Source organism: Thiorhodococcus minor (assembly GCF_010820565.1).
GTDB classification, from domain to species: domain Bacteria; phylum Pseudomonadota; class Gammaproteobacteria; order Chromatiales; family Chromatiaceae; genus Thiorhodococcus; species Thiorhodococcus minor.
This window is the reverse complement of sequence record NZ_JAAIJQ010000035.1, coordinates 48,169-60,973: the sequence shown is the minus strand read 5'-3', so window position 1 is coordinate 60,973 and position 12,805 is coordinate 48,169. Positions and strand designations below refer to the sequence as shown.

Annotated in this window: 10 protein-coding genes and 2 pseudogenes; 5 read left to right on the top strand and 7 right to left on the bottom strand. The window is 61.2% G+C overall.

Features of this window, described 5'->3' with window-relative positions; genetic code table 11:
* On the bottom strand, nucleotides 1–185 hold a 185-nt coding region (locus G3446_RS13165; protein ID WP_164451031.1), incomplete at its 3' end, for a transposase.
* A 77-nt stretch (nucleotides 186–262) separates the two neighbouring features.
* Between G3446_RS13165 and G3446_RS29445 the strand changes: the two are divergent.
* Both G3446_RS29445 and G3446_RS29440 read left to right on the top strand, forming a co-directional pair.
* Nucleotides 263–829 (top strand): annotated as a pseudogene (locus G3446_RS29445) (IS1595 family transposase); the annotation flags it as partial.
* Between the two features lie 12 nt (nucleotides 830–841).
* Nucleotides 842–1,264, top strand: a pseudogene (locus G3446_RS29440) (transposase); the annotation flags it as partial.
* A gap of 67 nt (nucleotides 1,265–1,331) precedes the next feature.
* Here the strand turns inward: G3446_RS29440 and G3446_RS13150 are convergent.
* Nucleotides 1,332–2,969, bottom strand: a complete 1,638-nt coding sequence (locus G3446_RS13150; protein WP_245232482.1) for a hypothetical protein — start codon at nucleotides 2,967–2,969, stop codon at nucleotides 1,332–1,334.
* Nucleotides 2,970–3,403: 434 nt separating this feature from the next.
* Between G3446_RS13150 and G3446_RS13145 the strand changes: the two genes are divergently transcribed.
* The 3 genes from G3446_RS13145 to G3446_RS13135 are packed head-to-tail and all read left to right on the top strand — an operon-like array spanning nucleotide 3,404 to nucleotide 5,689.
* Nucleotides 3,404–4,132, top strand: coding sequence for a glycosyltransferase family 2 protein (locus G3446_RS13145; protein ID WP_164453291.1), 729 nt, complete (start codon nucleotides 3,404–3,406; stop codon nucleotides 4,130–4,132).
* Nucleotides 4,129–4,524 carry a DUF2304 domain-containing protein gene (locus G3446_RS13140; RefSeq protein ID WP_164453290.1) on the top strand — a complete coding sequence of 132 codons (396 nt, stop codon included), beginning with the start codon at nucleotides 4,129–4,131 and terminating at the stop codon, nucleotides 4,522–4,524. Before G3446_RS13145 ends, G3446_RS13140 begins: the two co-directional genes overlap by 4 nt.
* A gap of 7 nt (nucleotides 4,525–4,531) precedes the next feature.
* Nucleotides 4,532–5,689, top strand: a complete 1,158-nt coding sequence (locus tag G3446_RS13135; RefSeq protein WP_164453289.1) for a glycosyltransferase — start codon at nucleotides 4,532–4,534, stop codon at nucleotides 5,687–5,689.
* A gap of 43 nt (nucleotides 5,690–5,732) precedes the next feature.
* On the opposite strand, the gene G3446_RS13130 is transcribed toward G3446_RS13135, so the two are convergent.
* The 5 genes from G3446_RS13130 to G3446_RS13110 all read right to left on the bottom strand — a co-directional run bounded on the left by G3446_RS13130 (nucleotide 5,733) and on the right by G3446_RS13110 (nucleotide 12,794).
* The gene (locus tag G3446_RS13130) at nucleotides 5,733–7,160 is read right to left on the bottom strand and encodes a hypothetical protein (protein WP_164453288.1); all 1,428 of its coding nucleotides are present in this window, start codon (nucleotides 7,158–7,160) and stop codon (nucleotides 5,733–5,735) included.
* A gap of 28 nt (nucleotides 7,161–7,188) precedes the next feature.
* Nucleotides 7,189–8,361: a hypothetical protein gene (locus G3446_RS13125; RefSeq protein ID WP_164453287.1), complete on the bottom strand. Its 1,173-nt coding sequence runs from the start codon at nucleotides 8,359–8,361 to the stop codon at nucleotides 7,189–7,191.
* Nucleotides 8,362–8,556: 195 nt separating this feature from the next.
* Nucleotides 8,557–9,702, bottom strand: a complete 1,146-nt coding sequence (locus G3446_RS13120; RefSeq protein ID WP_164453286.1) for a glycosyltransferase — start codon at nucleotides 9,700–9,702, stop codon at nucleotides 8,557–8,559.
* 98 nt (nucleotides 9,703–9,800) lie between these two features.
* On the bottom strand, nucleotides 9,801–11,333 hold the full coding sequence (locus G3446_RS13115; protein WP_164453285.1) for a sialidase family protein: 1,533 nt from the start codon (nucleotides 11,331–11,333) through the stop codon (nucleotides 9,801–9,803).
* Nucleotides 11,334–11,732: 399 nt separating this feature from the next.
* Nucleotides 11,733–12,794 carry a hypothetical protein gene (locus tag G3446_RS13110; protein ID WP_164453284.1) on the bottom strand — a complete coding sequence of 354 codons (1,062 nt, stop codon included), beginning with the start codon at nucleotides 12,792–12,794 and terminating at the stop codon, nucleotides 11,733–11,735.
* Nucleotides 12,795–12,805: the final 11 nt, after the last annotated feature.

The window sequence follows — 12,805 nt, the reverse complement described above, 5'->3', positions numbered from 1 at the left end:
CACTGCAGCAGCGCTCGCGTGCGCAGGCGCACCGGTTCGTGCTGATGACCGCAGTGCGGGCAGATGAACCCCTGTGGCCAGCGCCAGCGCTCAAGGGCCTGCTCGCACTGCTCCTCGGTTCCGTAGTCCGCCAGAAACTGCTGTAGACTCAAGCCCTTCTGAAACTGAATCTGGTTCTGTGCCATGGCGTCTCTCCAACCGATTGCCCTACTTGAAGTTTAGGCCGGTGGGGGCTGAGTCGGCTGAGATTCGTGAATAATCAGGTGACCGCAAGCACCGTAGCAAGGTTTCCGTATCCACTTGGTTTTGGGGCGCCTATCTTGTTATGCATGGTCCTCCCGGAATGAGCGCTCTCCAGTTCCAGAAGTGGCTGGGCATGTCTCGCTATGAGACAGCCTTCCGAATGCTCCGCAAGCTGCGCGCTGCGATGGCGCGTCCCGACCGAGACTGGATCGGCAGTCGGTATCCCGTTGAGGTGGACGAGACGCTGGTTGGCGGCGCGACGCAGGATGAGGGGAAAGGCGTCCACCACAAGACGCTGGTCATCGGCGCCGTTGAAGTGTACCCACGTCAGGCCATTCCGTTCGCGGGCGAGGATTCGAACTTGATCAGAGGGCATGCGTGCGAGGAAGCGAAAGACGCTGCGCGAAAGGGCATACGCCGGGAGGCAGAGCCGAAGTCCACCAAAGGGGGGCATGGGAGGAGTGTTGTGGCGGGGCGACTCAGGCTTCAGGTCGTCACAAACCGGAAGCAGGAAACGCTAGTCCCGTTTGTTCAAGCAACCGTGCGGCCCGGGGCGATTGTGCGTACTGATGGTTGGACCGGGTAAGATCGACTCGAGGCAGCCGGGCATACACACGACCGTGTCTCAGTTCGTGGCGACCACGCAACTACGGACGCCCACCTCCCGATGATCCATATTGTCTTTGGCAACCTTGATGCATGGCTCCTCGGCACGCATCACGGGGTCAGCTCCAAGCACCTTCAGGCTTACCTCAACGAGTTCGTCCTCCGGTTCAATCGTAGGTTCTGGCCAACGGCTGCGTTCGACGCGATGCTAAAGATCGGAATGCAGAATGCCGGGCCGACCTATGCCGGATTCTACCAAGGCACCTGGGCTCACCCAGATCCTCGGCGTTCCGCCGACCGGCAACGCGGCCGTGATCGACTCAGCGTCAGGATGAGCTGCCGACCGGGTCCGCAGTATCTCGCTGTTGTCACAGTTTCTACTCTCGCATGCCCTCCACGCAGTATCGAGAGATAACTCCCGCAACAAGAAGGGCAATGCGATTGCTCGCATTGCCCAGCATCTCGTTGGCGAAGCCTGAGGATCAATCGTAAGGATTCGACCGATTCAGATAATCCTCATAGGCGTCGGTATCTATAGTATTCGTCGGAAGCTGCGTACTGTGCCAAGTGAAATTGTATGGACTGCTGTACTCATTCTCCGGAATTTCAACAACACCCCCGTATTGGCTGCAAGTACACCGCGCCTGTGTTTGGTAGGTATCACACGCCTCGATATTCCCCTCTTCGTCGGCTGTGCCGCAGCCTGGGGGGCTATCTTCGATGTAAGCGCAGCCAGCCTCGATGCCGACGACACAGTCAACAGGGACGTTTCTGCAGAGAAGCCCAAGATCTTCGTCACTGCAATCTGCCGGAACATAGCAGGTATTACCACTTTCACACTCACAAGCACCGACGAAGCCCGTATCAGAGGTCGTCGAAACAAGCTGGTTAAAGAGGCAAGGGGCGTCGAAGAGCCTCTTGTGATTGACGCGCATGAAGTAGTAGCCCGGATCTTTGAGTCCGAGTCGGTACGTTTGGGACGGATCCTCGACCGTATCCGTATTGAACGCCAGCAGAGGCGTTAGGGTTTCGCGGCTCTCGCCAGACTCCCAGCGTTGAGCCATCGCCTGATCGTAGACCTCAATGAACCAATTGCCAGGACCGCACACCTCCTTCGCGCAAAGCGTCAGCGTCACGATTTCGTTCCCATCGCTCTTATACACATACCAGTCGCTTTCGCCTTGTCCCCAGACGTAAGTCTCATCCTCTCCGTCCGTGGACTCCAGCGGGATGTTGAACGTCAGGTTGATGAGACCATACATGCTCACGCCGGTCGCGAGCGGGTTGGCATGGCTGGGGATATCGTTCGGCTCGATCTCAGCGTCGTAAAACCCTGCGATAGGCTGATTGTTGTCGAGGTTTGTGGTCTGCAAGAACGCCGTGACCGAATACGAGTAGGCAGTGCTCGCGCAGTAGCCGTCATCGCACAATTCATCGGCGATCACTGGCTTGACCAGGACGTAATAGGTGCCGGCCAGACCAAGGGTTACGCTGTATGTCACAGCGTTCGACGTCGCCTCAATACCCCCAACTACATTGGTGTTGAAGTTGGCGAAGATGTTTCCGGCGGCATCGCGTACGGACAGATTCCAGATCGCCGGGACTCCGGCTGCAAGATCAGCCCCCTCGATCCAATCGGGCACCGAAAAGTCAATGATCAGGTTCTGGTTTGCTGTGGACGTCTCGGTATAGAACCAGTCCTGATCGGCAGCGCCGTAATTTTGCCCCCAGAAGCCCACTCCGAGGGTAAGCGGATCTGCGGTGATGAAATTGTCGTTCGGCTCGGTCTCGCCATATGTCGCGTCTGGGATACATGAGGCAAGCGTGATGCCACAGCCCTGGGGATCGGCGACGCAAGCGGCGATCTGAGCGGCCGATCCGTCGCCAAAGCCGACCTGATAGCCGCGGTTGTAACCGTTCTCGTCCCCGGCCGCGAATCCTTGTGCGTAGCTCTCGTTCCGCTCGTCCGCACAAGTCGCGTCAGCGGGATAACCGCCCAGCGAAGCGGCGTTGGCAGCCATTGAAGCACAAAGAGCGCCACTCACTATCAATCGTGCGAGCAAATTCATAGTTCGATCCTTGGTCAAATAGCGGGCCGAGAACGTAGCGAGGATCGCCATGCTACGCCGCCTGGCCGTCAGCCAGACTCACCTCATCGAAGTTTAACGGAACCGCGGCATCGATCAAGCGACGGATCATCGCATCGGCGAAGATTGAGGACTCCGTCGAATTTCGACGACAGGGGCGCTGATGCCGCGCCTGCTGTTCCATCCGATGTGATCGGGGCTGATCGGGGACCCGATGCATGCTGCTCACGGGCGCTAGCGCCACGAGCCCGACACTCTCCGGTACAATTCCCGACAAGCGGCCTCATCGGCAGGAATTCCGTGAGCGATCGCTTTCGCATCATGCGATCCCATCGGATGTCGAGCAGCCCCCCGGCAGGCCGGGAAGACTCAGGCCACTGAAGACGCACTCACGCTTGCCGCCCGCTCCGTCTCGAGCCGCGAGCACAGGCGAGGCACCACGCCCCCGATCCCGAGACCTCAGCTCGATGCACAAGACCACCATTTTGCCGGTCGTCGCGATCATGCCCGCCCGGAACGAAGCCGTTACCATCGGCGCTGTCGTCGCGGCCGTGCGTGCCGAATGGCGCTTCGACGTCCTGGTTGTCGATGATTGCAGCACTGATGGCACTGGTGATATCGCTCGTGCGGAGGGCGCTACCGTCATTCGTTTACCGCTGCGCCTCGGCGCTTGGGGTGCGATTCAGACCGGCTTGCGATACGCGGTCGCACAAGGCTACCAAACCGCCGTTACGCTCGACGCGGATGGTCAGCATGACTCGAGCTACATCGCCGCCCTTCTGGCCCCGCTCGAGGCCGGAGATGCCGATGCCGTCATCGGCGCCCACCCGGCACGCGCGAGCCGGGCTCGGCAACTGGCGTGGGAGTATTTTCGGCTGCTGACCGGCCTGAAGCTCGAAGACATCACCTCGGGCTTTCGCGCCTACAATCGCCGGGCCATGGAGCTGCTCGCCTCCCGGGAGGCGACCTTGCTCGACTATCAGGACGTCGGGGTGCTCTTGATACTCCATAGACATCGCCTGAGGACGCGCGAGGTCAGCGTACCCATGCGACCTCGCTCCCTAGGGGCGTCACGGATTTTCGACTCCTGGTGGACAGTCGGAAAATACATGGCTCAAACCAGCATTCTTTGCATCGCCCGAATTGGACACGGACGCCGCTCTTCGGCAAGAAATCAGGACCGATTCGACGAATGACCTACCAAATGACCTCGACGGCGATCGGTTTGATGATCGGCGTCGTCATTCTCTTCCTCGTTCGCCGAGATCACCTGCACGGCCCTTACGCGCTGTGGTGGGTTGCAGCCGCTTGTATGGCTGTCTTGCTGGGGCTGTTTCCAAGGATCATCGACTATGTCGCCGTTCGGATGGGCGTGAGCTATCCGCCGATGCTCGCGATGGTGCTGGGACTCGGACTCCTCCTCCTCAAGATCCTGACGATGGATCTCGAGCGATCACGGCAAGAGAGACAGATTCGCCGACTGGCCCAGCAGATAGCCATCATGCAAGCGCGCCAGGAAAGCAGAGCCAGGTCGTCGGAGCATAGGCTCCATCAAACGCCCGCCGATCAAGACCAGGGGGAAGCCTAGCTCGCTCATGCGCGTTCTCCATATCGGGAAATACTTCCCGCCGGTCGCGGGCGGTATCGAGCACTTCCTAGCTGACCTAGCAGGCGCTCAAAGCCGCGCTGGGATCGAGGTCGCCGCCCTCGTACACAGCGCCCCTGGGCCGAAGATCGACCCAGATGCCACGAGCGACAGCCCGATCCGAGTATTCCGTGCACCCAGCTTCGGCCAGGTCCTCTATGCGCCCGTTAGCCCTGGCTTTCCGATTTGGCTGAAGCGGGCTATCGCCGAGCTCCGGCCGGATTTGCTCCATCTCCACTTACCGAATACCTCCGCACTCCTTGCGCTGGCAATTCCTGCCGCCCGGCGGCTCCCATGGGTCGTGCACTGGCATTCGGACGTCGTCCCATCCCTGATCGACCGCCGTTTGGCGGCGGCCTATCGGCTTTACCGACCGTTCGAGAGGATGTTGCTCGAGAGAAGCCGCGCCATCATCGCAACCTCGCCAACCTATCTGCAAGCCAGCGAGGCGCTCCAGCCTTGGCAGGAGCGGTGTACGGTCATACCCCTGGGCCTTGATCGGGAGCGCGTCACCCGGCCGCCGGCGAATCTTGTGGCGGAAGCCGATCGGCTTTGGGGCAAGGCCGAGCTCCGGGTACTCACCATCGGACGCCTCACTTACTACAAAGGGCACGAATACCTCATTAGGGCAATCGCAGGACTGGAGCTTAGCCGACTTCTCATCGTTGGCGCTGGCGAGCTGCGTCCTCAGCTCGAAGCCCTCGTTCGCAGCCAAGGCTTGAACGAGCGCGTCCGCCTGCTTGGCTACCAGCCCCAGGATCGCCTCAGCGCACTGCTCGAAACCTCTGACGTCGTCTGCCTGCCATCGATCGAGCGAACCGAGGCCTTCGGCCTCGTTCAGCTCGAGGCAATGCACTTCGCGAAGCCCGTCGTCGTCAGCGATATCCTCGGATCCGGTACGGGCTGGGTCGTTCGGCTCGCTCAGAACGGGCTTCTCGCCGAGCCCAGGAATGTCGATGCGCTGCGCGCCTGCCTAGCGAGACTTCGGGATGACCGAGAGCTGCGCCAGCGGCTCGGCCTGACCGGAACGATGGCCCTGGACCGCGAGCTCGGCTTGGATTCGATTGTCCAGCGGGTCTCAGAGGTCTATCAGCGCGTGCTCAGATGAAACATTGAGGTGCATTGCAACGGGGAGCGCAGCGACGAGCCGATCAGGCTCGATCGGGCACGGCCGCAGACGGGCCGGGGATCTGCGCTCGAGGGAGGCAGAAAAGGGAGAACAGATAGAAGACATAGACCGGCGTGAAGTGCAGCACGAGCCTGGAAACACTAGTCGATCGCTCCGCCCATCGATGCGCATCCGTGAGGAAGAATAGGACGAAGAGGGCTGCCAGGCTGCTCAACACGAGTGCCAGCTCCGCACGCAGCCAAGGCGAGTCACCCGTCCGAGCAAGCCGCGCCAGCCCCCAAGGAATCGCTGGAACCAGAAGATAGAGCAATAGATTCCAATTCCCATAGATGAAAAGGTTGTCCACGGTCGCGGGCCAGCTGTTGTGAAAGCCGAGATCGAGCTCCGCCAAGGCGAAGAGTCTCAAGTGGTCAGGACGCAGCTCCAGGGAGCCGAGTAGAGGGATCGTCAGAGCGAGACCGCCTGTCGACAGGACCAGGCCTAGACCACCGGCGAGCCCGGCAATCGCCATGAGAATCCAGCGCGGGCGCACGCTTGCCACGATGGCGGCACAGGCCAGGAGCGAAACCCAGACGGCGCCTTCATGTTTGATGAAGGGGAGGAAGGCAGCGAGGATCGCCGCCAAGACGGCCTGACGCGGGTCGCCATTCGCGGCCCAATGGACTAGGGCGATCGCGCTCAAGCCAAAGACAGCCGAAAGCCAGATGTCCGCGTATCCTGCCAGGGCGACATGGACATTTAGCAAGGGGATCGAGAGGAGCATCCATAGGAAAACCAAGCTGGGGGCCACATCCGCGCCCCAGCGCCTCGCCTGGCCGTAGAAACCGAGACCGAGCGCGACATAGCATCCTAGCCAGGGCAGATTGGCCGCAGTGTCATTCCAGCCTCCATAGGCAAGCGCCGACCACAGCGCGATCAAGGAAACTGTCTTTGGATAGCTCCAGGCAGCAATGGTATAAGCCCCCGAGCCCGAGCTGGTCAGCCAATCGTTCGCGGAGACGAAGGGTACCAGTTGTCCAAGCTCGCACCAGACGCGCGCCCGCGCCGCCCAGGTCGTCCAGGCGTCCCATGGGAAGAGAGGCTGGAGCCACACCTCGGAGGCGAGAATCGTCGCTCTCGCGGCCAGCCATGCCAGCAGCAGAATGGACAAAGCGGGTTTCCAGCCGATGAGGCGCGAGATCGACAGGGGCCAGGCGGGGCGCAGCCCGAGCAGGCGCCTCTTGGCCGGAAGCATCTCTCTGATCGCGAAGGCCAAAGCAGGCAGGAAGCACAAGAGCGCCAGCCAGAACGACACCGTCAAGCCTAAGGGCGCAAGCAGCCGGAGCAGCGAGGCGGCGACGAGCATGCCGACGAGGTAGCCGTATCCCAGCGCAAGAGACCAAGCGCCGGGCTCCTCTTTCAGCAGGAACCGCCGAATCAAGGCCGCGCAAGCGAGGCCAGGAAGGGTCATTGCCAAGACGACGCCAACCCAGCCCATATCAGCCTTCCGCCTTGATGTGAAAGAGCGAGCCCAACCCCGGAGCCATGAGCTCCAAGTCCGCCGCAAGACGAAGGTCACCTAGGATGAGGCGCTCCCGTTGGCGGTCGTATTCGGCATGATTCGGCGCCCCGAGGATGAGAAGGTAATCTCCGGGACCTACCCCAGTGCTGCGATCGATCGCCACAGTTGCATAGGAATTGACCGGAAACAGATGGAAGCGACTCTTGGCCGCCAGATAGGCGTCAGGCTCGGCCGACAGGATGAAGAGCCGTGCGGCAGAGGGTGAGATCCGTTCCCGCACTGCCTGCAGAAATGGGTAGAAGCGTGCGTCTGGACCAGCGGCTGCGCGCTCGCTCGCGTCCTTCCCGGCGTAGAGCACTGTCGTCTCCTGCAGACGGCCCCATAACGCCGACATTCCATGCAGATCCAGGATGCCCCAGCCGATCAGGATCATCACCAGATAGGGAGCCAGCCCTTGCGGTGCTCGCCACGGCCTAGCCATGGCGAGATAAAGGGCCGCGGAGATTGCGAGCCAAAGTGCGACCTGTGAGACAGGGGGGATTCCCCTGTTTGGTCGCCCCGAATACTCAAAGTTGATCGAGTGGCCAGTCCAGCCTTCCTTGCTGGTCCAATCCGCCGCGATCTCAGAGCGGATATCACTTAGCGTGGGAGGCTTCGGCTCCAACAGGAAGCGACTGAAGACCAGTGGCTGATGGAGCGGCCCCAAGACGACGAGCCCGATCGCCGTGATCTCCCCAGCCCATCGCGCCTCAGCCGACAGATCGACGGCGGCCGCACCTGCTTCGCGCTCCGTGACACGACGGACGATCGGCCGCGCACCCGACGCGCTGGTCGCCCAGATGAGCCTCAATTCCTGCTGAGGCGATAACCCCTGGACGCTCCACCTGAAGCGAAGAAATCGCTCGGCCTGAAAAGGCCGAACCGCTGCTTGAACGACGACTGGACGGCCTGGAGAGGATTTGGTGACCTCAAGCGCCTCGGCGGTCTTTTGCCCCTCGCCTTCGACGAGCTGAAGCGCCGACGCGGCGCGCACAATGGACGGTGGATTCGCAACGTCCGTGAAGCGATAGACGGCCGATAGTGCCGCTAGCGTAACGATCGTGCCCCCCAGCATGGAGGCGAGGAGACGGAGAAAGAGAGCTCGGTCCATGGAAACAGCGAAGGCTTATCGGAGTCATCCAAGATGCGCCGCGTTGAAGCGTAGTGCGTAATGTCTGTGCCGATGGGCTGGACTGTCCAATGCATCGCAGGCCGATGGTGCTAGATGCCGATCACCCCGTGCCGAATGCCGCCTCCAGCGGACCCAGAGTGACGATCTACAGGCCTTTGCTAACTGCGTCGAGAGTCAAGCCAACAGCTCTCGAAAGGCGGTTTCGTAGCCACCGACCATGCGTTCGATCGACAACTGCTGCGCGCGTACCAACCCGAGCTCGGCGAGCTGGCTCCGACGCCCAGAATCCTTCAGCAGGTCGGAAATCCCCTGCGCGAGCGCCCCCGGGTCGTTCATCGGCACGAGCACACCGAAGGCGTTCTCCCCGATGATCTCCCTTGGACCATAGGGACAGTCGGTCGCGACGACGGGACATCCGCAGGCCATCGCCTCGAGCATCGTATACCCAAAGCCCTCGAAGTGACAGGTATGCACATAGAGGTCGGCGGCGGCGAGATATGGGTAGACGTTCGCCCGATGGCCGAGAAATCGGACCCTGTCCCGCAGCCCCCATTGCTCGGTCAGCCCCTGGAGGCGCTCCCTGTCAGGGCCATCTCCGACGACGATGAGCGAGGATGGCGCCCGCTCCTGCACCCGCCTGAAGGCTTCGAGCAGCAAGCCAAGGTCTTTTTCGGCCGATAGACGAGCGGCAACGCAGAGCCGAGGCAGATGCGGCGGTAAATCGCCGACCCCATCCGCCGGCGCCCTGGCGTCCGCCCGCGCCTGATCGCTATCGATGCCGTTGGGGATTACCAAGGTTCTCGACGCAGGTCCAAGGAACCGGCGCACAAGCTCCCGCGCGGTCCCATGAGAAGGCACGATCATGCGGTCGGCCAAACGCGCCGTGGCACCGACGACGACGCGCAGAAAGGCCTTGCGTCTGACGCCATGCTCGTAGAGCCGCATGTGCTCGTAGACCGGCCCTCTGAAGCTCCCGACCGTCTTGACCGGCAGGCGCTTCGCCTTCACGCCAAAGACGGCAAGTGCCGCTGAGTAGTGCATCATGCCCAGAACGACATCCGGGGACGCATCGGCGATGAGACTGGCAGCCTCGGAGACATCCGTTGCGAGACCTCTAGCGGAGCTGAGCCAGCCGTGACGAATTCTGCCAGAGGTATCGAAAAAGGCGTCGATCGAGGCGGGAAGGTGCTCGCGGAGCGGCAGGGGCGCGGCCACCGAAAGGTGCCGGACGAGCCCCCGATCCAAGTGTTGGATCAGATTCTTGGTCGTGCGCTCCGCGCCGCCAAAGACCGACGCTTGGTGAAGGATCAGTAGACGCATACTGAGGTTCGAGGGGAGGATCCCATGCCATGCGCGATCAAACGATGCCTTAGGCAGTCCCCCAGCAACGCGTCCAAGCCTCTAGCCTGCAACGTCGATCAGTAGCGCGTAAAGACAACATCCTGAGACTCGACGCGGAATTCCTTGAGCCAACGCCCGTCGATCCAAAGCCATCTGTTCTTTACAGTCACCTCACGTTCCGGGCGGCTGACAAGCTCACCAGTCGTCGGCATCCTAAACTCTGGAATAGAGGCACGAATTCGCGTCGACACCTCTGCAATAGAACCGGCGATTCGGACTCCCTCGACGTCAGCTTGGCTGTATTTGATCCTCCCCATCGTTGCCAAGTAACGATCCAGGGGAAAACGGGCTCTGAAAAAGGGGTCGAGATACTCGTAGGTGTCCGAAAACTCACCCTCTTTGATGGCATTCCAATACGCGGTCGCGCGCTCGCGCAGGGCCTGCTTGACGACCTCGGTGTCGCCCGGCCAAGGCGAAGCTCCGGCGCCCTCTGCGATGGCAACAACGCGCGAGGACGGAATATCGAGCCTCACAAGACGCTTTTTCTCCAGAGTGTCGTCGCTATAACGCTCGGCGACGACGCTGTAGCCGGCATCGGACGGAAAGATGGCATTCGGCTCGTAGCGGAGGCCCAGATTCGCACCCGCCAAAGCCATCAACGGGCTGACGCTTGTCGACCATGTCTTGCCGTAGTCTCTAGACACGGCGGCGTAGATTCCGGCGCGAATGCCCCGCCAATCTTCCCAGACTGCCAACACTTCACCTGGAGTCGCCCCGAACGCTACCGAAGGGTTGCGGGCGCTAAATAGAGCCAGCGGGTCCTGATCTTCCGTCCCGCCTTCTTGCTCAACCGGCGTAGGCCGACGCAAAGCGACCGCGGAGGACCAGGTCGTTCCCGCATCGGCGGAATGGAGCGCAAATACGTTCTGCTTGGAATCATCGTTGGCACTGCGATCACGTGCCGTTACCACGAGCACGATGTGCTGCTTTGCATCGGCGGCGACCTGCAGGCTCGCAACGTCGAATCCGCGCAAATCGTCGAGGGCAAAACGCGTCCAGCTCGTGCCATTGTCATCCGAGTAAGCGCCCTCTAGACGAAAATCTCGGCGGTCCGCGCCGTACTGGCCGAGCCAAACGAACAGCCACCGCTCCCCCGAGGTGAAGGCTCGAACGATCGGGGTAACTTGCGGCACCGCCGCAATAACGACCGCATCCTGAAAACGATTTTCACCTGAGGCCTCACCACCCTTGGCTGGTCGAAAGCGAGAATAGACACGGCCACCGTCTTCACTCGGCTGCCAGCTGAAGGCCATGACGTCACCGGAAGGCTTCACCGTCATCACGGGATAGATTCCCGGCATCACGAGCTCCGGGGCGGTCGCGGCCGGATCGGCTTCTCGCCACCGCCCGTAGTAAAGGTTGTGCTCGCTCCCAGTGGGCTCGCCGAGCTTCTCGCCGTACCAGAGAAGATGCACGTCACCTGTCGAGTCGGAGCGCGCGACGAAGCGTGCGAGCGGCTCGGTGTCATCACCAACCTCTGCCGGCTTGGCATCTTCCGATGCGGAAGTGAGGAAATAGAGCCCCTTCCTGGGATGTTTGTCGCGCCACATGACCGCAGCACCATCTCGCAGCCCCGTAAGCGCAAGTCCGGAGGGGGCCTGAGCCCGATCATCCGGTACGAGCAAGCGCTCGTCTCCATCTGGTCCGCGAAGGCGAAGCAGGCGTCCTGCGTCATAGTAGGCGAGCCATAGCTTGCCGGATGAGTCGGAGCTAGCGTCCCAAACGCCATTCGCATCCATAAGCTCTGCGCCTAGAGGATCAAGCGATACGGCGGGAGCGCCCTCGTCGGTAGCAAAGGCGAGACTCCCGAGGAAGATCACACCGCAGGCGCTCAGTATTCTAAGGATCATGGACACTTTGGGACTCACTTCAGTTATCAGTCTACGAGGCAAATCTTCAGGGGACGGAGGAGAGTCAGCCTTACTCAGCACTTGCTAAGGCAAGCTAGCTCACTCGGGGGCGAACATGATGGAGTTGTTGAAGACTCCACCGACGGACTCACCGTTGAGGGTGCCGCCGAGGTTGTACTCGAGCTTGATAACCACGGCACCGTCATCCCAGTCGTTGCGATCGGCGCTCGGGGAGATGACTGCGCTATTGTCTGCCGCGAACTCAGCCGGAACCCAGGACGTTGCGGTCGCATTCGGGACAACACGATAGTTCCAGAGACGTGCCCAGCCGCCGTCGACGACGCGAGCCCGGGTACCGTCGCTGAGCATGTCGGCAGCTTCCACACGACCGACACAGACGACATCCTGGGGAATGGTGCCGGAAATCAGGTTCTCGTCACGGTCATAAAGGTCACCGCGTGCCGAGGTGACAAATTCGACGCGCGCACGATAGTTGTTGGCGAAATCAGGTGCCTGATCGCCATCCACCGGGGTTACGAAGAAGGCGGTCGTGATCTCGTCGAAGGGCATGATAGCAACGTTCGACGGGCTCTCGGACGCAGCCGGGATGTAGCTCGCGGTATCCGAGTTGTAGGCCTGGTATCCCCAAGCCGCACCGCTGCCGAACTCGAACATGAATGCCTCGCCAGCCAGTGTGTCGGTGACGGTCCCATCGCTGTTGTCGACGTAGAGGTACCCACGAGCCGGGGCGACGTTGCGACCGAACGCATAGTCGCGACCAGTCTGCGCCCACTTGTTATTGATGCTCGGGTCATTGAACATGACGCCTGCGGTCTCGGCTGCGAAGATGCCGCCCAGGTCGATGGTCTGGATGTCGTACTGACTGGTCGGCAGATACTCGTTGTACTCCTCGCAAGGAGCCAACAAGTCATTCACGGCCGGACCGGACTTGTAGTAGAAACGGTAGTGCAGGTGGGTGGTAGCTATGTTACCTGCCTGGTCCCAGTTGTTAGCGGTGGTGTTGATCACGCTAGCGATCGTCGTGACCGTCTGGCTGATTGCAGCGTAAGGGAAGAAGACGCTGTCGGCCTGTGCGACTCCGACCGCCGAGACACCGATAGCTGCCGCGACCGCGGATGCGAGTGTGTTCTTTGCAAACATCGCTGAAGTTC